The sequence below is a fragment of the Streptomyces sp. NPDC003691 genome (genome assembly GCF_053981115.1).
The window spans coordinates 102,355-121,935 of sequence record NZ_JBSFNQ010000004.1 but is presented as its reverse complement, the minus strand read 5'-3'; the positions used below and the strand labels follow the sequence as shown (position 1 = coordinate 121,935).

Genomic DNA, 19,581 nt, shown 5'->3' with positions numbered 1-19,581 from the left:
GTCGTGACGTCCACTCAGACGAAGGCCCGCAGGGCCACTCCGGCCGCCCTGGCGATCAGGGCGTCCTGGTGCGGGGCGCCCTTGACGTCCTTCCGGGAGAGGACCGCGATCGCGATCGGCGCGGCGTCCGGGCGCCAGACGATCGCGATGTCGTTACGGGTGCCGTAGCCCCCGGTCCCGGTCTTGTCGCCGACCTGCCAGCCCTTCGGAGTCCCGGCCCGGATCACCCGGTCGCCGGTGGTGTTCCGCTTCAGCCAGTCGGCGAGCACGGCCCGCTTCTCCGGCGGCAGGGCGTCCCCGAGGACATAGGTCCGCAGCCCGGTACCGAGGGCCCGGGCGGTGCTGGTGTCCCGGGTGTCGCCCGGTACGGCGTCGCTCAGCGCGACCTCGTAGCGGTCGCAGCGGGTGACCCGGTCCCCGGTGCTCCGCAGCTCGGCCTGGAGCCCCCGGGGCCCGCCCAGCTCGTCGAAGAGCAGGTTGGCGGCGGCGTTGTCGCTGTAGCGGACGGTGGCATCGCACAGCTCGCGCAGGGTCATGCCCTTCCCCACATGCCGCTCGGTGATCGGCGAGTGCGGCTGAAGGACGTCCCTCCCATAGGGAACGCGCCGCTCCAGCTCCCTCAGGGAGTGCTTGCGCAGCATCGCGGCGGCGAGGAACGCCTTGCAGGTGGAGGCGTAGGCGAACCGCTCGTCGGGCCGGTGCGCCACGGTCAGTCCGCTGCCGGTATCGACGGCGTACACCCCGAGCCGGGCGCCGAACTCCTTCTCCAGCGCGACAAAGCCCCGCCCCGCACCCTCGGCGGCCCGCGTTTTTGAGGGCTTCACCACCCCCGGGCGCTCGTCCCCGCCCTCATCCCTCCCGGCACACCCCACAACCGGCCCGGCCGCAAGCCCGGCAAACACAGCAAGGACCCCCCGCCGGGAGACCCGCCGGGCCCCGCTGATGGATTCGTACGACTCGGTCATGGTCCGCACCCCGCTGTCTCGCTGTGCCGTGGCTCTTCAACACCCCGAGCAGACCAGCGACTCCGGCGCCGCGTCCAAGACCGGTATCGGTCACACCCTCATTCGGTTCCGGCTATCACCCCTGGCAGGGGCCCTGATCCGGTATGCGGGGCGCTTCGCCGCTGTGGCAGAGGAGTTACATTCGAGCCGGGCCGCCGCTCAATGCCGTGAGGCACTCCTCACAGATTCGATGCGCCTCCGACTGATGCCGTGTGAGGCGAACTCCTCCCGCAACACCGGCCCTTTGGCTACATCCGTACACACGGAAACGGTCCGTTCAGCCCCACTCCCTGCTACGGTGCCCCCATGTCCTTCTTCCGTGCATAGGAGTCAGCGTCGGCCGCGCCCACCGGGCGTGCCTCTCGCTGCCCATGCACGTTCGAGCGCCGCCCATCGGTCCGGCGCTGTTTCCGAGGGACTTCATCGTGTCTTCGTCTTCCCCGGCCCCTTCGTACGGGGCTGTGCTGCGCACCCGCTACGCATGCCGCACCTTCGCCGCTGCCCTGCTGGGCCGGCTTTCCTACGGAATGGTCTCGCTGTCGCTGGTACTGGCGGTCAAGGAGTCCACCGGCTCCTATGCCGTGGCCGGTACCGTCATGGCCCTGTTCGCGCTCACCAGCGTCTTCCTCTCGCCGACCCGGGCCGGGCTGGTCGACCGTCACGGGCCGCGCCGGGCTCTGTTCCCCATGGCCTGCGCCTATGCGCTGCTGCTGACCGGACTGGCCTGCGCGACCTCCTGGCAGGGCGCGCCGGGCGCCCTGCTGGGAGTCCTGGCGATGGCCGCCGGTGCCTGTACGCCGCCCCTCGGTCCGGTGATGCGGACCTTGTGGAGCGACCTGCTTCCCGACCGGCGGATGCTCCAGCGCGCGTACAGCCTGGACGCGGTCGCCGAGGAACTCCTCTTTGTCGCGGGGCCGCTGCTGGTGGGGCTGCTGGTGCAGACCGGGGCGCCGTCGGCCGGTCTCGCGGTGAGCGCCGCACTCGTCCTGACCGGTTCACTCGCCCTGATCACCTCTCCGGTGGTCCGCGGCCGGGCCGGTGGCCGGCGCTCCCCCGACGGCCCGGTGCCGTCCGAAGGTCTCGTGTCCGCCGCCCGGCCCGCGACACGGCGCCGCCGACTGCTCCAGGGCGACCCCGGGATGCGTCAGGCGATCACCGTCTCGGCCGCCGTGGGCATGTGTCTGGGAGCGTTCGAGCTGCTGGTCATCGCCTTTGCCGACAAGCACCGGGCGCCTGAGACGGTCTCCTGGGTACTGGCCGCGCTGTGCGGAGGCAGTGCCATCGGCGGACTGGTCTACGGCGCCCTCCCCTGGCGTGCCTCGAACCGGCTGCGGCTGGCGCTCCTCGCGGCGGCGCTGGGGCTGACCCTGGCCGCGGCCGGGCTCTCCTCCCACCCCTACCTGCTCATCGTGTGGGCCGCGCTCGGCGGGCTGTTCGTCGCCCCGGCCATCACCACCGCCTATCTGATCGCCGACGAGTGCTCCGGCCCGGACGGCCGCACCAGGGCGGGCGCCTGGGTCAACACCGCCTTCAACGGCGGTTCGGCGGGGGCGACGGCCGCCATCGGACTCCTGGTGGGCCGCCTCCCGCTGTCCGTGTGCTTCCTCCTCGCCGCAACCCCGGTCGTCCTGTCCGCGGCCACGGCCCTGCACCGCCCGCGCCGCCCCGCTCCCGGCACCGTTGCCGCGCCCGAGTGCGCCGGGGACCGGGCACCGGACGCGAAACAGCGGGCAGCCGTCGGCGGCTGAGCCGTTCCCCGGGCCACCCCGGTACGGACGTCACGACGGGCGATGCCCGCGATCAACCGGCCGGCCCGCAGGCACTGCTCGGGCCGGCGGCCGGTGCCGGTGGGGCCCGGTGCCGGGTTCCAGGGCCCACGCGTACTGCTGGTCCGGGGTGACGGTCAGCCCGTACTCGTACCGGCCGGGGGACCCCATCCGCGTCCACTCGCCCCATGCCCGGTCGAGGAGATCAGCCGGACGCCGGGGCCCGCCCCGGGAGGCGATCGTGGTGCCGTCCTTCTGCTCGGCGATCACCGCCCAGGAGGCTTCCCCGTCATGGAGCCAGGCGTTCCGGCCGTCGTCGTCCTCCGCCGCCGTGTACCGGAGGCCGGGTTCGGCGACGCGGAGGGCGAACCGGAGGGCGAAGCGGAGGTCCCAGTCGTCCCGCAGCCGGCACCTGGCCGGATCGGAGTAGGCAACGCGATGGCTCATCCGGCGCTCCGGAACTCGTCGTCCCCGAGGTCCTCGGCAAAGGTGACGCCGGAGAAGTCCCCTGACCGCAGACGCGCCACCAAGGCCTCCTCGGCCTCGTCGTGGGCGGTCGGGATGCTCATCGCCCAGCGCGCCAGAACAACCCCGAGCCGGTCCGCGGGAGTGGCTTCGATCTCGGCGGTGAACCGGGCGCGGAGTTCCCCGGGCAGAGCCTCACGCACCCCCCGGATGGTGGCCGGCACCTGCACTGTCCCACCGGTCATATGCATGGTCAGATGTTGGTTCGGCGGCTTCGCCATCCCGGCTCCTCTCCCGTACGCACACCAACTCGTGGCTGCCATCGTAGGAACCCGGGCCCGGAGGACGGCCCCGCACGGAGCGGCGGACGCGCGCACGGGGCCGTGCACACCGTCTGCCGCGCCCCCTGCCGAACCCCCCTGTGGGCGACCCCGGCCCATCGTCAACCGGCCGGTCACGGCCGCCCTACCTCATGAGACGACCGGTGAATCCGGCCTGCACCAGATCGGCGTACGCGGCACGAACGTCATCAGGAACAGTCTGCTCGACGGCAAACCCGAGGCGCGGGTACTCGATGATCCGCTGGAGGTCGCCGACCAGCATGTCCACCACCAGCCGCTGGTCTCCGATACCGGTCATGTAGTCCTCGAAGGTCAGGTCCTCCGAAGCGCACCGCACGGCAACGTCGGGCCACACCCGGCGCGTGGTCGCATAGGCGCGACGTTCCATGTAGGGCTTGGTCACGAGAAGCACCGAGCGGGGCCGGAGGTTCTCCCGGGCGAGGAGCTCACGGCTGAGGGCGATGTTCTCTCCGGTATTGGCGGCATGGGGTTCCACGAGAATCGCGTCGTCCGGGACCCCGAGCGCAAGGGCGTGCTCGCGGTAGTGGACCGCTTCGCCCCGGGGGAACCGCTCCTGCGTCGTGGGGCTGTTGCCGCCGGTGAACACCAGGGTCTTCACCAGCCCTTGGTGGTAGAGCCGAGCCGCGGTGTCGGCGACCCCGAGGTCATGGCTGCCCAGGCCGATCGCAACCTCGACGGGCTCGGGCGCATGACCCATCCGGTGGTAGTCCCAGATCAGGCGGGCCTGGGCCCGCTGAGTACTGGTGGTCGTCAACCGGCTGCCGCTCACAGAGGTCCTTCGGCGTGGTGGTGAGGTCCGGGCCGGTACGCCTCCAAGCCCCGGGTGCGGATGGTATCGATGCCGGAGAGCTGGTGGCGCAGACCGACCCGGGCGGCAATTCGTTCGGCAGCACCGAGGACAGGGAGACCATCGCCCCGGGTAGCCGGATCGCTGATGAGCGATCCGGCCGTAGGCGGTGTCGAGCCGGACTCGGGGCAGGGGCGGCGCGTCCGGGCCCGTGTCCCCGGCGTCAGGACATCGACGCCAGCAGCCCCAGCGGCGCCAGTGCTCCCGGCTGGCCGAGGGCCTGGAAGTCCGCTTCCACCGCCGCAAGTTCAAGGACGCCCGCACGCACCGCGTGGTAGCGGACGAGCGACCAGACGAAGACATCGAGGTTGTCGAACTGTGTGCCGGCCTCGATGACCTCCTCCTCGTGGAACCACACCGCGACCCGGCCGCTGGCGAGCACGACGTAGTAGTTGCCCCCGCCGTCGGCGCCTATGGACCACACGTCCTCGTCGGACAGCTCCGTCTCGTAGTCCGAGTCCAGGATCCGGCAGTCGTTGGCCCCGAACTCGAAGGCGTACGACCAGTCATGGATGTCGAGGCGCGCCGGGAGGGATCCCTCGCGGACCCGGCGGTCGTAGCCCGCCAGCGCGGCCGCGGCGGCGGGCGGGAGCCCGGCCAGGAAGGGGGCGACCGGGCGGGTCCCCTCCGGGACACCGACCCGCGGGCCGTCCGGGAACCAGCGCGCCAAGTCGCCGTCCAGGTCGCGGTCGATGTACCCGGCGAGTTGTTCGAGGGTGAGAGGCATGCGCTGAGGCTAGCCCGCCGCACCGACAGGGGCCGTCGCCGCGCCGGCCCCTGCTACAACTCCTCCCCCACCACCGCCGCGTACGCCTCCCGCAGCTCTCCCAGCACCGGGTGCGCGGTGTCCATCGGGGTGTCGTCCACCGCGGACAGCGCGCGTACGCCGATGGCCGTGTTGGTGGCGAACGCGGCCCGCATCCCCTTGGCCGCCTCCAGGGTGAGCGGCACGGTCGTGCCCCGGGGGAGGAGGGCCTCCGTCACCCCGGGCAGCGCCGGGGCCGCGGGGCGGACGATCCGGCCGTTCGTATCGACGAAGCCGACGTTCCAGGTCGTGCCCTCGGACACCAGCCCGTCCCGCCCCACGAACAGGGCGTCGTCGAAGCCCGCCCGCTGCGCGGTGCGGCGGGCGTGCAGGGCGCCGGTGAGCCCGCAGTGTTTGACCAGCGGAAGGTCGCGCTCGTACGGCACGCTCCGCACCCTCAGCGGGGGCGGCGACAGCTCACCGGCCGGGCGTACGGTCACCAGGAACCGCGGAGAGTCGGCGTCCGCGGGGCGGGCCAGGTCCAGCGCCGGGTCGTAGTGGGTGACGCGGACCGTGCAGGGCAGCTCCCGTCCGGCCGTCGCGGCCCGGATCAGTTCCCGGACCCGGGCGGTGTCCACCTCGGTTCCGAAGAGGGTCCGGGCATCCCGTACGAGCCGCTCCAGGTGGAGGGAGAGCCCCCGCACCCGGCCGCCGGGCTCGACGCGCAGGGTGGTGAAGTGGCCGTACGAGGTCAGCGCGAGCGGCAGCAGTTCGTCCGCGGTCACGGGCCGGTCGTCGAGGGTCGCCATACGGGCCAGCATGTCACCGGTGCCCCGCAGGGCGCGCCCGCGTCAGTCCCGTATCCCGCCCGCGAGGAAACGTGCGAACGCGTCCGCGCCGAACAGCAGCACCGGCCCACCCGGATCCTTCGAGTCACGAACCCCGACCCGCCCGGTCAAATCCGCTATCTCGACACAGGCACCGCCCGAGTCATTGCTGTACGACGACTTGAACCAGGTTGTCGTTGAGAGGAAACGCGCGAACGTGTCCGCGCCGAACAGCAGCACCGGCCCACCCGGATCCTTCGAATCACGGACCCCGACCCGCCCGGTCAAATCCGCTATCTCGACACAGTTTCCGCCCGAGTCATTGCTGTAGGACGACTTGAACCAGGTTGCCGCGGAGGCCGGTCCGGAGGCCCGGTGATCAGTAGTGATGGCTAAGCCCGCTCTCGTGTGAGTTGTTCCAGGAATCCGGCCGTACGGGCCGGTGGCAGCGCACTGTCCCGCATCGCGTCGAAGCGGCGGATGTTGCGCTGGACTTCGCTGCCGCCATCTCACCCTTTCCCCGGTCCTGCCGGTGCTCAACATGGGAGCTGTCCGGTGCCGGGACGCGCTCCGTCCCGGACGACGCCGCCCTGATCGTCTCCGAGCTGGTCACCAACGCCATCCGCTACGGAAACGGCCACCGGATCGTCCTGCGGATCGCACTCCGCGCCCGCGAACTCCGGATCGAGGTCGCCGACGGCACCCCGGGCCGGGCCGTCGCCCGGCAGGCCGGGGACGACGAGGAGAGCGGGCGCGGCCTGCTGCTGGTCGCCGCGCTCGCGCGGGAGTGGGGCACCAGCCCCGGCGGGGAGACCACCTGGTGCACCCTCGCGCTCCCGGCAGCGGACCCGGAGGCAGCCCCGGAGGCCCAGGCCCAGGCCCAGGCCCAGGCACCGGCACCGGCACCGGCACCGGCACCGGACGATCCCGCGCACCGGCCCGCCCGATGACCCCGGAGGGCCTTCTCACCGAGCCCCCGCCGCCGGTCACCGCCGTCTGCTGCGTCTGCGGGCGGATCACCGCCGCCCCGGTGGAGGCCAGACCCGGCGCCCTCGCCTGCCCGGAACACATCCTCGACGCCTACACCCGGGTTCGCCCGGCGGCACCGCGGAGGCCGTACGCCGCTGACCACCGGGCCGGTCCGGACGGCCCGGGGCCGCGCAGGCGTCGTACGCAGCCGACCACGAGGCCGGCCGGACGGCCACGGGCACCCCGGCGGCCGGGCCCCGGGCCCACCCCGCCCCACAGGCGGCAGCACCCCGTACATACATGTACAAAAGGTTCATGGCGGGATCCGAGCGCTCCTCCGGAGCACCCGGCGGCGGGGCGCGGTCCGTGTTCGGGCCGCGCAGTGTCGTGGGGCAGATGTTCCTGCTCCAGCTCGTCGTTGTGATCCTGCTGGCCCTCGGGGCGATCGTCCTGCTGCTGGTCATGGCACGGCAGGAGAGCCACCAGGAGGCCGGGAGCCGCTCCCTCGCGATCGCCGAGGGGTTCGCGCATGCCCCGGGCACCGCCGCGGCCATCGTCTCGGAGCATCCGACGGCCGTGCTCCAGCCCCGGGCCGAGGCCGCCCGCAAGGGTGCCGAGGTGAGCTTCGTCGTGGTGCTGAACCGGGAGGGCACCCGGCTGACCCACCCGCTGCCGGACCGGATCGGCAAGAAGACCTCCACCGACATCGAGCCCCTGCTCGCCGGGCAGACAGTGGTCGAGGAGTGGGTCGGCACGCTCGGGCCGCAGGTCAGGGCCTATGTGCCGGTACGCGGGCCGAACGGCGAGGTGGTCGGGGCGGTCGGGGCGGGGGTCACCATCGCCTCCGTGCAGTCCGCCGCCCGGGAGCAGCTCCCCGCCGTGCTGGCCGCCACCGGCGGCGCGGTCCTGCTCAGCACCGCCGGGACGGCCCTGCTCAGCAGACGGCTGCTGCGCCAGACCCACGGCCTCGGGCCGACCGAGATCACCCGGTTGTACGAACACCACGACGCGGTGTTGCACTCGGTCCGCGAGGGCGTCGTCATCGTCGACCCCGACGGTGCGCTCCGGCTCGCCAACGACGAGGCCCGGCGGCTGCTGGGGCTGCCCGGGGACGCCGAGGGCCGGGAGGTGGCCGGGCTCGACCTGCCGCCGGGCATCGGGGAACTGCTGGAATCGGGCCGGGAGGCCACCGACGAGCTGTACCGGGTGGGCGACCGGACCCTGGCCGTCAGCCAGCGTCCCACCCAGGGCACCGACGGCCGCCCCGGTGCGGAGGCCGGGCGGGTGGCCACCGTACGCGACACCACGGAAATGCTGGCGCTGACCGTGCGCGCCGAGGCGGCGCAGGGGCGGCTGCGGGTCGTCTACGAGGCCGGGATGCGCATCGGCACCACCCTGGACGTCCGCCGTACCGCCCGGGAGCTGGCGGAGAGCACCGCCGGGCGGCTCGCCGACTACGTCACCGTCGATCTGATGGACGCGGTGCTGCGGGGCGAGGAGCTGCACGGTGGGGAGCGCGACGTACGCCGGATCGTGGTCGCCGGGGTCCGGGGCGCCCCCTTCTACCCGGAGGGCTCCCGTATCGAGGTCGCCCCCGCGACCCCGCAGGCCCGCGCCATGACCACCGGCCGCCCGGTGCTGGAGCCGGTGCTGAGCGACGCGCCCGGCTGGCAGTCCCCGGACCCCGAGGGCGCCCAACGGCTGGTGGAGTACGGCGTCCACTCCCTGGTCGCCGCGCCTCTCTCGGCCCGCGGCACCCTGCTGGGCGTGGTCTGCTTCTGGCGCGCCGGGCAGCCGGAGCCGTTCGACACGGACGATCTCGCGCTCGCCGAGGAGGTCGCGGCGCGGGCCGCCGTCTCCCTGGACAACGCCCGCCGCTACACCCGCGAGCACACCATGGCCGTCACCCTCCAGCACAGCCTGATGCCGCGTTACCTCCCGGTCCAGGAAGCGGTGGAGGTGGCGTACCGCTATCTGCCCGCCCAGGCCGGTGTCGGCGGCGACTGGTTCGACGTGATCCCGCTGCCGGGCGCCCGGGTCGCCCTCGTCGTCGGGGACGTCGTGGGCCACGGGCTGCACGCCGCGGCGACCATGGGCCGCCTCCGTACCGCCGTGCACAACTTCTCCGCCCTCGACCTGCCGCCGGACGACATCCTGAGCCACCTCGACGAACTCGTCGACCGGATGGACCAGGAGCGCACCCCCGGCGACGACGGCCCCGACGTGACCGGCGCGACCTGCCTGTACGCCGTCTACGACCCGGTCACCGGGGACTGCGTGATGGCCCGCGCCGGGCATCCGCCGCCCGTCGTCGTGGACCCCGACGGCAGTGTCCGCGTCCCCGAGGTGCCCGTCTCCCCGCCGCTGGGCACCGGCAGCGGACTCCCCGTGGAGACCGCCCGGTTCACCCTGCCGGAGGGCGCGCGGCTGGTGCTCTACACCGACGGCCTGGTGGAACGGCCCGACCGGGACATCGACACCGGGCTCGCGCTGCTCCGCGAAGCCGTCGCCGGACGGCCCGGACTCGACCCGGAGGAGACCTGCCGGGCGGTGCTGACCGCCCTGCCGGGGGCCCAGCCCCGGGACGACATCGCGCTGCTCGTGGCCCGGACGCACCGGCTGGACCCGGAGCGGATCGCGGAGTGGCAGGTGCCGTCGGACACCGCGGCCGTCTCCCCCGTCCGGGCGGCGTGCGCCGACCGGCTGCGGGACTGGGGGCTGGAGGAGATGGTCTTCACCACGGAGCTGATCCTCAGCGAGCTGATCACCAACGCCATCCGGTACGCCGCCCAGCCCATCACCGTACGCATGATCCACAGCACCTCGCTGATCTGCGAGGTCTTCGACGGCAGCAGTACGGCACCCCATCTGCGCCGGGCCGCGATCACCGACGAGGGCGGCCGCGGGCTCTTCCTGGTGGCGCAGCTCGCCGACCGCTGGGGCACCCGCTACACGGCCCGGGGCAAGGCGATCTGGACCGAACAGAACATCGGCGGCCCCGGCGCGGCCCCCGCGGGCGGCCCCGACCTCACGGACGCCCTGCTGGACCACTGGAATCTGTAGGCCGGGGGACGGCGGTGGGCCGGGACGCGAGCGCGGGCCCGGCGGTCATCCGCCGGGCCCGCGCCCGCGATCATCCGTGTCTCAGTCCGTGTCTCAGTCCGTGTCTCAGTCCGTGTCTCAGTCCTGGTCGCCGACGTCCCGGCGGCCGAAGCGGCGCTTCCTGCCGAGCTTCCGGGCGACCGGCCAGGGATCACGGACGGAACGGCCGTAGCCCCTGAGCTTGTGCGGCTTGCACAGCCCGCAGCCCTTGCGGCGGCGGTGCGGTGAGTGAGCCATGTCTTCCTTTCCTACGCGCCCCGCCCTGGGGCCGGCGTAGGAGACGGCTGCTGTCGTACGGCATGGACTCACGCTACCCGGACCGTCACCGGCCGCTCCGGACCGGCTCCGGCGCCCCGCCCCGCCCCGGAAACGGCCGCGCCGCCCGCCCCCTCACAATTGGGACGGACGGCACGGTTCGCTCACTCCGCGGCGGTACTCACCGCCACCGAGCGGCGGTTACTTCCCGCGGTACGCGTCGAACACGATCACGCTCGCCTTGCCGCCCCTGGTGTCGGCGACGATGCCCCGCAGCGCCAGGGTCTTCCCCTTGGCCGGGTTCTTGACCGTGATGCTGCCCTTGGTGACGGGCGTCCGCTTCCAGGTCTTGCCGCCGTCGTAGGAGACGAGGACGGCGAGGGACTTCAGGCCCTTGCCGGCCGCGGGCCCCTGGACGGTGACCGGGAAGGTGGCCGTGCGGCCCGCCGGGACGGTGCCGTCCAGTGCCACCGGAGCGCCGAAGCGGACGGTGGAGAGGGGCGTCCGCACCCGCTCTTCCGCCGGTGTCTGCTTGCTGCGGAAGGTCCACGAACCGTCGATCCGGGTTCCGACGGTGGAGACGGACGGGGCCCGCCGCACCGAGGTAGTCAGGGTGTACTCGGCGTCCTCGGGGCCGAGGTAGAAACCGTCGGTGCCCTCCAGCGCGTCCTCGATCTCACCGATCTTCACGGTGCCCCGGTGCAGTGTGGTCTTCGCCGAGGTGAACGAGGAACGGCCCATGTTGCCGCGGCCGTCGGAGAAGAGCGGAACCTCCGCCCAGAGGGCGTCGTCCCGGCGGAAGACCCCGGCGTACTCGTTCATCAGCGGCGAGTGGACAGCGGTGTTGAGGACGACACGGCCGGTGGTACCCGGGCGGTAGGTCCGCATCGGGCTGAGCCAGTCGGCCTCGAACCGGCCCTGGGCACCGAGCTGGGCCGTCTCCACGGACCAGACGTTGGCGCTGCCGCGCGTGGCGACCTTGTGGGTGCGGCTGCCGGGCAGGGCGAACGGCAGCTCGGATTCGGAGGAGGAGCCGTCCAGGCCGCTGGCGACGGTGGAGACCCCCTTCTTGCCCTTCACCGACGCACCGGTGGTCGAGGTGATCGTGGCGAAGTCGGTGGCCTTGAACTTCGTGGTGAGGCCGGAGGAGAGCTGCTTCACCGGACCGCCCACGGCAGCGTTGTACTGGAGCCCGGCACCGCGCTCCCACTGGCCGTTGAACGACTCGAAGAGCTTGACGCCCGAAGGCTGCTTCGGGCCGAGCTGTCCGGTGCGGTAGCGGTCGAAGGTGCCGAGGAACTCACCGGAGCCGATGGAGCCGCCGCGGCCGTTGTCGATCTCGTACGACGTCCGGGCACCGGTCATCTTCGCCTTGGTGTCCGGGACGCTCATCCGGACGGGCTTGGCGAGGCGCGCGTCGACCTCGACGACGGTGTCCTTGGTCAGCGCCAGCTTGGGGTGGACCAGCCGGTCCTCGGAGACGCCCGAGGGGGTCTCCACAAGCCGCATCGCGTTGAGGACGTAATCGCCCTTCGCCAGCCGGTACTTCACGGTGGGCTTGCCGCTGCCGTCGAAGAAGTGGCCGCCCGCGACCCCGGCGAGCTGTCCGGCGAAGCTGACGAAGTCCCTGCTGGGCTTGCCGTCGGGACCCTTGTAGTTGAGGGTCAGATCGTACGATTCGACCTCGCGGTCCACGGCCGCCGTGGTGCGTACGGTCTGCCCGCCGCCGGTCGCGGTGACGGTGGCGGTGTACGCGCCGTCGTTGCTGCCGCCGATCTTGGTGTCGGCCGTCAGCGGCACGGTGGCCGTACCACCGGCGGGCACGGTGACCCGGGTGGCGCCGAGGGTGAAGAAACCGGCCTCGGCGGGCTGCCCCTTCGGGTCGAGACCGCGGACCGCCAGCTCCAGGTCGATGTCCTGGGCGCCGAGGTTGCGGTAGGTGATCTGCTTGGTGACGGCCTGGTCGTCGGTGTGCGGCCAGCGCTGGAGGCCGAAGGAGATGCTGGTCTCGTCGGCGACGACGCTCTGCTCCAGGGCCCGGTCGACGGCGAGCCGGCCGGTGCCCTGCTGGAAGACGCCGTGCCCGCCGTCCTTGGCGGAGCCGGTGAGCACGGACTTGATGCGCTCGCCGGTCCAGGCGGGGTTGCGCTGCTTGAGCAGGGCGGCGGCGCCCGCGGCGTGCGGGGTGGCCATGGAGGTGCCGGAGATGGTGGTGTAGCCGGGCGGATTCTCGCCGTACTGCCGGGCGATCTCGCTGCCGGGCGCGGAGGCCGCGGTGATGTTGACACCGGGCCCGGTGAGGTCGGGCTTGGCGCCGCCGTCGCCGACCCGCGGCCCGACGCTGGAGAAGTCGGCCATCCGGTCGGCGTCGTCCACCGCGCCGACGGTCAGGGCGGCTTCCGCGCTGCCGGGGGAGTTGACGGTACGGGCCGACGGGCCCTCGTTACCGGCCGCGATGGCGAAGAGGACGCCCTTCTCCTTCGTCAGCTGGTTGACCCGCGCCTCCAGCAGGTCCAGTTCGGGGGTGTCCTCGCCGCCGAGGCTCATATTGATGATGTCGGCGCCCTGGGCCACCGCCCAGTCGATACCCGCGAGGACCCCGGAGTCGCTGCCGCCGCCGTGGTCGCCGAGGACCTTGCCGTTGAGCAGCTTGGCGCCGGGAGCGACGCCCTTGTACTTGCCGCCCGAGTGGGCGCCGGTGCCCGCCGCGGTCGACGCGACATGGGTCCCGTGGCCGCTGCGGTCCTCGGTGTCGGGCGAGTCGGAGAAGTTGGCCTCCGCGGTGACCCGGCCCTTGAGATCGGCGTGGGTCTCGTCCACCCCGGTGTCCAGGACGGCGATGGTGACGCCCGTCCCGTCGTATCCGGCCTGCCAGGCCTTCGGGGCCCCGATCTGCGCCACGCTCTTGTCCAGGCTGGCGGTGCGCACGGCGTCCAGCCAGACCCGGGAGATCCCCGGCGCGGTCCGGGCCGCCAGGGCGCCCTTCTCCGCCTTCCGCCCCTCCGCGGTACGGGTGAGGGTGCTCCACAGCGCGCCCGCGTCCGGCCCGGAGACGGTCACCGCGTCCGCGTTCAGCGACGGCAGCGTCCGCTGTACCTCGGCGTCCCCCCGTACCCCCTTGCGGGCGGCGGCCGCCGAGGAGCCCTCGTAGACGACGATGGCCTTGAGGCCCTTGCGGTAGGCCCGCAGGCTCTCCGGGGTGCTGAGCGTGGTGACGTCGAAGAGCCGCCGGTCGACGGTCCCTTGCGCGATCAGCTTCTCGGCGTCGCGCGGAACGGCGTAGGTCCGCCCCTTCTCGGTCCAGGTCCTGACGGATATCTTCTCCCGCCCCTCCCCCCGGTCCACGGCCACGGCCCGCCCCCGGCCGTCCACCCCGACCCGGTCCCCCGTGATCAGCGTGACCCAGCGGAGCCCCCCGGCCCCGGCGGTCCTGCTCTCGCCCTGCTGCCCGGACCCACCGGGGGCCGCGAAGGCGTTCGTACTGGTCAGCCCGGCGACAAGAGTCGCCGCCGCGAGCACGGCGGTGACGGACGCCGCCCCACGGCTCTGACGTTCGGTGAAGAACAAGGTGACTCCCTGCTCTGCGGGGTCGGTCGACGAGATGCCGGGAACGGTCCCCGCTACCCGCTCCTGGGGAGGAAGAGGGATCATGACCAAATCCCGTTGCCCGCCAGTGGGTTGATGGCCGAAACCGAACCAACCGACGGCCGTCGCCGATCGGGGGCGGGGCCGGGGGCGCCCAGGGCCCCGCCGCCGCAGGTCGCGGGCTCAGCGCGCCCGCCGCCCGAGGTCACGGGTTCAGCGCGCCCGCCGCCGCAGGTCCCGCCGTCCGGGGCCGCGCCACCCCAGGTCGCGGGCTCAGCGCGCCCGCCCCACCACCCCGCTCAGCACTGGGTGCACGGATTGAACGGCGCCGGCCCCAGGGCCGGATAGTCCGTGTAGCCCGCCGCACCGCCGCCGTAGAAGCCCGCCGGGCGGACCTCGTTGAGCGGGGCGCCGATACGGCAGCGGGCGACCAGGTCCGGGTTGGCGAGGAAGTCGCGGCCGAAGGAGACCAGGTCCGCGCCGCGGGCCAGGGCGTGGGCGGCGGCCTCCGGCTTGTCGCGGTCGGCCGGGAGCGGGGTGACCAGCAGGGCCGCGGGCCACAGCTCCCGTACCGCCGTGTCGAGTTCCGTGCCCGTCTCGCCGTGGTGCAGATAGGCGAGGCCCAGCGGGGCGAGGGCGCGGACCAGCTCCGTATAGGTGGTGTACGGGTCGTCCTCCACCAGGCCGCCGAAGGGGTTGGCGGGGGAGATCCGCAGCCCGACCCGGTGCGGGCCGACGGTCCCGGCGACCGCGCGGGCGATCTCCACGGTCAGCCGGATCCGGCCCGCCGCGTCACCGCCCCAGCGGTCGGTGCGGAGGTTGGCGTTCTCCGCGAGGAACTGGTGGAGCAGATAGCCGTTGGCGGCATGGATCTCCACGCCGTCCAGGCCCGCGGCGACCGCCCGGCAGGCGGAGTGGACGAACCCGTCGACCAGCCCGCGCAGTTCACCGTCGGTGAGGGCGTCCGGGACGACGGCCGGGACCCGGCCGTCCCCGGTGTGGACGAGGGCGTCGGCGGCCACCGCCGAGGGGGCGACCGGCCGGACGCCTGCGGGCAGGAAGCCGGGGTGGGCCAGCCTGCCCGCGTGCATCAGCTGGAGGAAGACGCGTCCGCCCGCCGCGTGCACCCCGTCCGCGACCCGGGCCCAGCCGTCCTGGTGGGCGTCGGTGAACAGCCCGGGGGCGCCGGGTCCGATGGCCCCGGCGGCGACCGGGTGGGTGCCCTCGGCGACGATCAGCCCGGCGGTGGCGCGCTGGGCGTAGTAGTCGGCCATCAGCGTGCCCGGGGTGCCGTCGGCGTCCGCGCGGGCACGGCTCATCGGGGCCATGACCATACGGTTGGGCAGGGTGAGGTCGCCGAGCCGGACGGGCTCGAAGAGGGCGGCGGGCGCGTGCACGGTCTTTCCTTTCTTTCGTGCCTTTCGTGGCGGTGGGTCAGAGGCTCCAGGCCTTGGCGAGCAGTTCGTACGAGCGCAGCCGGGCGTCGAAGTCCCATGCCTCGCCGAGGATCATCAGCTCGTCGGCGCCGGTGCGGTCGACGAGCCCTTCGAGGCCGCGGCGGACGGTGTCCGGGGTGCCGACGTAGGACTCGGCGAGCATCCCGTTCACCATCTGCGCCTCCTGCGGGGACCACAGGGCGTCGATGTCGTCCACCGGCGGCCGGAACTCCATGCCTCCGCGGAAGTGCGTCAGGAACTTCTGCTGGAGCGAGCTGAAGATCCGTACGGCCTCGGTCTCCGTATCGGCGACGACCGCGTTGGCCGCGACGACCGCATACGGCCGTGCCAGGGTCGCCGACGGGCGGAATCCGGCGCGGTACAGCTCCAGCGCGGTGCCGAGCTGGTCCGGCGCGAAGTGCGAGGCGAAAACGAACGGCAGCCCCTCGCGGGCGGCGAGCGCCGCACCGAAGGTGCTGGAGCCGAGGACGAAAACGGGGACGCCGGAGCCCTCGCCCGGGATCGCGCGAACCTTGCGCTCGGCGCTGCCGGGGGCCAGGTAGCCGCGGAGTTCGGCGACCAGCTCGGGGAAGTCGGCGCCGCTCCGGTGCTCGCGCCGCAGAGCGCGGGTGGTCCACGGGTCGGTGCCGGGCGCCCGGCCCAGGCCGAGGTCGATCCGGCCGGGGTGGTAGGCGTCGAGGGTGCCGAACTGCTCGGCGACCACGTACGGGGCGTGGTTGGGCAGCATGATGCCGCCCGCGCCGACCTTGATGCGCTCGGTGGCCGCGGCGACCTGCCCGATGATGATCGCGGTCGCGGAGCTGGCCATCGCCGGGGTGTTGTGGTGCTCGGAGATCCAGAAGCGGCGGTAGCCGTACGCCTCGGCGGCCCGGGCCAGCGCGACGGTGTTGGCCAGGGCGTCGGCGGCCGGCCGGTCGTTGCGGATCGGGGCGAGGTCGAGGACGGAGAGCGGGACACGGGGGGTGTTCATGGCGGTTCCTTCGGTGGGCGGGGCACCGGTGGGCGGGCCCCGGGGAGGATTCGTGCGATGCGTGGCAGGGGGTGGGGGCCCGGTTCCGCGGGGGAACCGGGCCGTCGCCGTCACGGGCGGGCTCTGCGGCAGCCGGGACCGGTCAGGACAGGTCCAGTACGGCCTTTCCGGCGAGCCGGCTCTCGCGTACGGCGTCGAGGATCCCGGCCGCTTCGGGCCCGGCCCAGTCGCCGCGTACGGCGATGTGGGGACGGAGCCTGCCCGCGGCGACCTCGGCGGCCAGCCAGGTCAGGTCCCGGTCGATACCGTCGCCGGACATCTCGAAGAAGGTGACGATGGTGCGGTCCTGGCGGGCCGGGTCGGCGAGCAGGGCGCCCGGTTCGAAGACGGTGGAGCCGCCGGAGGCCGCGCCGGTCAGGACGAGCGTGCCGCCCTCGCCGAGCAGGCCGAAGTAGGCGGCGAGGTCGGGCCCGCCGACCTGGTCCAGCACTCCGTCGACCGGTGCGGTGACTCCGCCGGGGCCGGTGACGACCTCGTCGGCGCCGAGGGCGCGCAGTTCGGCGGCGAGCTCCGGCTTCCGGGCCACCGCGACGACGTACGCCCCGGCCCGGGCGGCGAGCTGGACGGCGAACCGGCCGACCGCGCCCGAGGCCCCGGTGATCAGGACCCGGCGGCCCAGGACCGGGCCCAGCTTCCGCAGGGCGCGCAGCGCGGTCCCGGCCGAGACGGGCAGGGTGCTCATCTCGCCGGGGTCGGCGCCCTCGGGGACGGTGCCGACGAGCGCCGTGTCGACGGCCCGCAGCTCCGCCCAGCCCGCGGCGAGGCCGAGGGTGGTCACGGGGGTGCCGGCCGCCGGTCCGGAGCCGTCGGCGGCGGCCCGCTCGACCACGCCCGCGGCGTCCCAGCCGATCACCGCGCCGTCCGGAACGGCCGGAAGGATATAGCGGAACTCGGCCGGGTTGGGCGAGATCGCCGTGATCCGTACGAGCGCCTGGTTCGGCGCGGGGACGGGGTCGGGGGCTTCGGCGAGGCGCAGCTGCCCGGGGGCGGAGCGGTCGGCGATCAGGGCACGCATGGATGGTCCTCCGGTCGGTTCTGTGGAGCCGGGAGTCCGGGGCGCGGGTCGCCCGGGACGGGGTGGCAGGCGCCGCAAGAGAGAACCTAGAAAATGTCACTCAGTGGCACTTGCCTATGAGAGGCAAACGCAGGGGGCGAGCCCCTTATTCCGCCGGCCGGCCCGCCTACACTCGCCGGTATGAGCACCGCGACCGGCCGACCCGGGAGAAGGCCGGAGAAGAACCGGGAGAGCGAGCCGGAGAGCGAGCCGGAGAGGCAGCCGGGGAGCACCGGCGGGAGAGACGGGAGAGAGCTGCCGCTGCGCGAGCGCAAGCGGCTGCGGACCCGGCGCGCCCTGGTCGACACGGCGCTCACGCGTTACACCCGGGACGGCTTCGACCGGACGACGCTCGACGACCTCACCGACGAGGTCGAGATCTCCAAGCGCACCTTCTTCCGCTACTTCGACTCGAAGGAGGATGTGGCGCTGGCGCCGGAGAAGGAGTTCTGGTCCGCCTTCCTCGACGTTCTGCGGGAGAACCTGCGGGAGCGGGAGACCGGGCTCTCCGGCCCGGTCCTCGGCGCGCTGCACCGGACCCTGATCACCGCGCTGGAGCGGATGGACGGGGAGTGGGAGCGGCAGTTCGCCGAGAGCCGCAGGCTGGTGGAGCGGGTCCCGTCGCTCGCGGCGCACAGCCTTCAGCACTGCGCGGAGACCGCGGACGCCGTACTGGCGCTGCTTGCCACCGGGCTGGGCCCGCTGGAGGCGGACGACACGCTTCCGGCCGAGCCGGGGACGGACGAACTGCGGCTGCGGATCGCACTGGAGATCACCGTGGCGGCCTTCCGGTGCGCGCTGCACGCCTGGTCGACCGGCCCGGCGGACGCGGGCCGGCCGGAGCTGATCGCCCTGACGGACCGCGCGTTCGCGGCCGTACCGGGGAGTCTGGACCTGACGGCGCGCCCGGCCGGGACGGACTGAGCGGACCGGTCCGTACGGCCCCGGTCCCGACCCGCACCGCGCCGGTGTCAGTGTCGGCGTACGGCCCCGGCCCCGCTCCCCGGCCCTGCCGTACGACGGCACCGCACCGCACCGCACCGCGCCGCGCCGCCCGCGGAACGGCGCGGGCGCCCGGCCGGAACCGTGAGGGTGTTCCGACCGGGCGCCCGTCCTGCGCCGCCCGTCACCGGTTTTCACCGGTCCGGCTCTTCACCGGTCCGGCTCTTCACCGATCCGGCTCTTCACCGGTCCGGCCTGCCGCCTCCCGGCGTCAGATCTGCGGCTTCGGGTGCGGCGGCGACACATCGAAGGACGAGTGCGCCCCGCCGAGGGCCCGGGACTCCGGCAGCCAGGAGGAGATGATCAGGCTGGTCCGGTCCATGAGCTGCTCGGTGCCGAGCGCCTGCGGCAGGAAGCGGCCGAAGGCGTCCAGGCGCTCCAGGTACTCCAGCCCCTTGGAGACGGCCGCGGCCGGGTCGGCGTCGCCCGCCTTCTCGGCGACCGTCAGGATGCCGATCTGCTTCTCCTCCGGCTGGAACATCAGCCAGACGCTGGAGAGGCCCTGCTTCTCGGCCTCGTCGCGGATGGCGGGCCAGACCTCGGCCAGCAGCGTCTCGACGTCGCCGCCGGTGTAGGAGTAGCGCTCGAACCGGTTGATGTGGTGCGAGGTGGCCATCGGCTTGAAGTCGTGCGCGCCGGTCACCTTCCAGTAGTGCTTGTCCACGCCCGGGAAGCGGGACCAGAACTTCACACCCGGCTCGGGGTACAGCTCCTCGTTGGTGAAGTGGTTGTAGTCGAGGACGTTCTCCCAGGTGTCGAAGAGGTAGCGGCCGCCGATGTACTTGACGCCGGTGGCCGGGTCGAAGCGCAGCGGGGTGTACTTGTGCCGCATGCCGGGACGGATGTCCATGTTGGGGCGCTCACGCTCCAGCATGTCGGCGATGTCCTGCGTGGAGTACCGGTTGTCCAGGGGGAAGTCGGAGGTGAAGGCCGCCTCCGCCTTGATGGGGCCGGTCTCGTAGCCGCGGACGTCCATGACGTTTCCTCTCACTCTCGTACTGCTTCTCGTACTGCTTGCTGCTTCTGCTTGCCGGCGTCTGCTTCTGCTTCTGCTTCTGCCGCCGTGCCGCGCCTGTGCCGCTCCCCCGCGAGCAGGGGCCGGCCAGGCACT

Annotated in this window: 17 protein-coding genes; 4 read left to right on the top strand and 13 right to left on the bottom strand. The window is 73.2% G+C overall.

All coding sequences use genetic code 11. The features are described 5' to 3' along the window. Nucleotides 1-14: 14 nt before the first annotated feature. A complete protein-coding gene (bla, locus tag ACWDR0_RS03600) occupies nucleotides 15-965 on the bottom strand; it encodes a class A beta-lactamase (protein WP_456349950.1) in 951 nt (316 codons plus the stop codon). Between the two features lie 500 nt (nucleotides 966-1,465). Here bla and ACWDR0_RS03595 point away from each other — a divergent pair, with 500 nt between their 5' ends. Then, nucleotides 1,466-2,752, top strand: coding sequence for an MFS transporter (locus ACWDR0_RS03595; RefSeq protein ID WP_456350016.1), 1,287 nt, complete (start codon nucleotides 1,466-1,468; stop codon nucleotides 2,750-2,752). A 30-nt stretch (nucleotides 2,753-2,782) separates the two neighbouring features. On the opposite strand, the gene ACWDR0_RS03590 is transcribed toward ACWDR0_RS03595, so the two are convergent. From ACWDR0_RS03590 to ACWDR0_RS03565, 6 genes are all read right to left on the bottom strand, one after another. Continuing rightward, nucleotides 2,783-3,217, bottom strand: a complete 435-nt coding sequence (locus tag ACWDR0_RS03590; RefSeq protein ID WP_456349949.1) for a hypothetical protein — start codon at nucleotides 3,215-3,217, stop codon at nucleotides 2,783-2,785. Further along, nucleotides 3,214-3,516, bottom strand: a complete 303-nt coding sequence (locus ACWDR0_RS03585; RefSeq protein ID WP_456349948.1) for a hypothetical protein — start codon at nucleotides 3,514-3,516, stop codon at nucleotides 3,214-3,216. Before ACWDR0_RS03585 ends, ACWDR0_RS03590 begins: the two co-directional genes overlap by 4 nt. A gap of 184 nt (nucleotides 3,517-3,700) precedes the next feature. Then, nucleotides 3,701-4,294: a YdcF family protein gene (locus ACWDR0_RS03580; protein WP_456350015.1), complete on the bottom strand. Its 594-nt coding sequence runs from the start codon at nucleotides 4,292-4,294 to the stop codon at nucleotides 3,701-3,703. Nucleotides 4,295-4,607: 313 nt separating this feature from the next. After that, nucleotides 4,608-5,171: a hypothetical protein gene (locus ACWDR0_RS03575; RefSeq protein WP_456349947.1), complete on the bottom strand. Its 564-nt coding sequence runs from the start codon at nucleotides 5,169-5,171 to the stop codon at nucleotides 4,608-4,610. A gap of 53 nt (nucleotides 5,172-5,224) precedes the next feature. Continuing rightward, the gene (locus ACWDR0_RS03570) at nucleotides 5,225-5,998 is read right to left on the bottom strand and encodes an aminotransferase class IV (RefSeq protein ID WP_456349946.1); all 774 of its coding nucleotides are present in this window, start codon (nucleotides 5,996-5,998) and stop codon (nucleotides 5,225-5,227) included. Nucleotides 5,999-6,040: 42 nt separating this feature from the next. Further along, entirely contained in the window at nucleotides 6,041-6,529 is a 489-nt protein-coding gene (locus tag ACWDR0_RS03565) for a DUF397 domain-containing protein (RefSeq protein ID WP_456349945.1), read from the bottom strand. Here ACWDR0_RS03565 and ACWDR0_RS03560 point away from each other — a divergent pair. Both ACWDR0_RS03560 and ACWDR0_RS03555 read left to right on the top strand, forming a co-directional pair. Continuing rightward, entirely contained in the window at nucleotides 6,430-6,966 is a 537-nt protein-coding gene (locus ACWDR0_RS03560) for an ATP-binding protein (RefSeq protein ID WP_456349944.1), read from the top strand. The genes ACWDR0_RS03565 and ACWDR0_RS03560 overlap by 100 nt on opposite strands. A gap of 334 nt (nucleotides 6,967-7,300) precedes the next feature. Next, a complete protein-coding gene (locus tag ACWDR0_RS03555) occupies nucleotides 7,301-10,048 on the top strand; it encodes a SpoIIE family protein phosphatase (RefSeq protein WP_456349943.1) in 2,748 nt (915 codons plus the stop codon). Nucleotides 10,049-10,165: 117 nt separating this feature from the next. Here ACWDR0_RS03555 and ACWDR0_RS03550 read toward each other — a convergent pair whose 3' ends face one another. The 5 genes from ACWDR0_RS03550 to ACWDR0_RS03530 form a co-directional block, all read right to left on the bottom strand. Next, a complete protein-coding gene (locus ACWDR0_RS03550) occupies nucleotides 10,166-10,324 on the bottom strand; it encodes a hypothetical protein (protein WP_456349942.1) in 159 nt (52 codons plus the stop codon). Between the two features lie 219 nt (nucleotides 10,325-10,543). Next, nucleotides 10,544-13,993 carry a S8 family peptidase gene (locus tag ACWDR0_RS03545; RefSeq protein ID WP_456349941.1) on the bottom strand — a complete coding sequence of 1,150 codons (3,450 nt, stop codon included), beginning with the start codon at nucleotides 13,991-13,993 and terminating at the stop codon, nucleotides 10,544-10,546. 233 nt (nucleotides 13,994-14,226) lie between these two features. Further along, the gene (locus ACWDR0_RS03540; protein WP_456349940.1) at nucleotides 14,227-15,324 is read right to left on the bottom strand and encodes an alkene reductase; all 1,098 of its coding nucleotides are present in this window, start codon (nucleotides 15,322-15,324) and stop codon (nucleotides 14,227-14,229) included. A gap of 37 nt (nucleotides 15,325-15,361) precedes the next feature. Then, nucleotides 15,362-16,354, bottom strand: coding sequence for an LLM class flavin-dependent oxidoreductase (locus tag ACWDR0_RS03535; protein WP_456349939.1), 993 nt, complete (start codon nucleotides 16,352-16,354; stop codon nucleotides 15,362-15,364). Between the two features lie 142 nt (nucleotides 16,355-16,496). Then, on the bottom strand, nucleotides 16,497-17,429 hold the full coding sequence (locus ACWDR0_RS03530) for a zinc-binding dehydrogenase (RefSeq protein WP_456349938.1): 933 nt from the start codon (nucleotides 17,427-17,429) through the stop codon (nucleotides 16,497-16,499). Nucleotides 17,430-17,609: 180 nt separating this feature from the next. Here ACWDR0_RS03530 and ACWDR0_RS03525 point away from each other — a divergent pair, with 180 nt between their 5' ends. Beyond that, complete coding sequence (locus ACWDR0_RS03525; RefSeq protein WP_456349937.1) at nucleotides 17,610-18,392, top strand: TetR family transcriptional regulator; 783 nt, start codon at nucleotides 17,610-17,612, stop codon at nucleotides 18,390-18,392. A 289-nt stretch (nucleotides 18,393-18,681) separates the two neighbouring features. On the opposite strand, the gene ACWDR0_RS03520 is transcribed toward ACWDR0_RS03525, so the two are convergent. Beyond that, complete coding sequence (locus tag ACWDR0_RS03520) at nucleotides 18,682-19,446, bottom strand: hypothetical protein (protein ID WP_456349936.1); 765 nt, start codon at nucleotides 19,444-19,446, stop codon at nucleotides 18,682-18,684. Between the last annotated feature and the right edge of the window lie 135 nt (nucleotides 19,447-19,581).

Bases quoted from the DNA above. Each gene is read 5' to 3' on its own strand.
- bla (WP_456349950.1), bottom strand. From the start codon at position 965: ATGACCGAGTCGTACGAATCCATCAGCGGGGCCCGGCGGGTCTCCCGG.
- ACWDR0_RS03590 (WP_456349949.1), bottom strand. From the start codon at position 3,217: ATGAGCCATCGCGTTGCCTACTCCGATCCGGCCAGGTGCCGGCTGCGG.
- ACWDR0_RS03585 (WP_456349948.1), bottom strand. From the start codon at position 3,516: ATGGCGAAGCCGCCGAACCAACATCTGACCATGCATATGACCGGTGGG.
- ACWDR0_RS03580 (WP_456350015.1), bottom strand. From the start codon at position 4,294: ATGGGTCATGCGCCCGAGCCCGTCGAGGTTGCGATCGGCCTGGGCAGC.
- ACWDR0_RS03575 (WP_456349947.1), bottom strand. From the start codon at position 5,171: ATGCCTCTCACCCTCGAACAACTCGCCGGGTACATCGACCGCGACCTG.
- ACWDR0_RS03570 (WP_456349946.1), bottom strand. From the start codon at position 5,998: ATGGCGACCCTCGACGACCGGCCCGTGACCGCGGACGAACTGCTGCCG.
- ACWDR0_RS03555 (WP_456349943.1), top strand. From the start codon at position 7,301: ATGGCGGGATCCGAGCGCTCCTCCGGAGCACCCGGCGGCGGGGCGCGG.
- ACWDR0_RS03550 (WP_456349942.1), bottom strand. From the start codon at position 10,324: ATGGCTCACTCACCGCACCGCCGCCGCAAGGGCTGCGGGCTGTGCAAG.
- ACWDR0_RS03545 (WP_456349941.1), bottom strand. From the start codon at position 13,993: ATGATCCCTCTTCCTCCCCAGGAGCGGGTAGCGGGGACCGTTCCCGGC.
- ACWDR0_RS03535 (WP_456349939.1), bottom strand. From the start codon at position 16,354: ATGAACACCCCCCGTGTCCCGCTCTCCGTCCTCGACCTCGCCCCGATC.
- ACWDR0_RS03530 (WP_456349938.1), bottom strand. From the start codon at position 17,429: ATGCGTGCCCTGATCGCCGACCGCTCCGCCCCCGGGCAGCTGCGCCTC.
- ACWDR0_RS03525 (WP_456349937.1), top strand. From the start codon at position 17,610: ATGAGCACCGCGACCGGCCGACCCGGGAGAAGGCCGGAGAAGAACCGG.
- ACWDR0_RS03520 (WP_456349936.1), bottom strand. From the start codon at position 19,446: ATGGACGTCCGCGGCTACGAGACCGGCCCCATCAAGGCGGAGGCGGCC.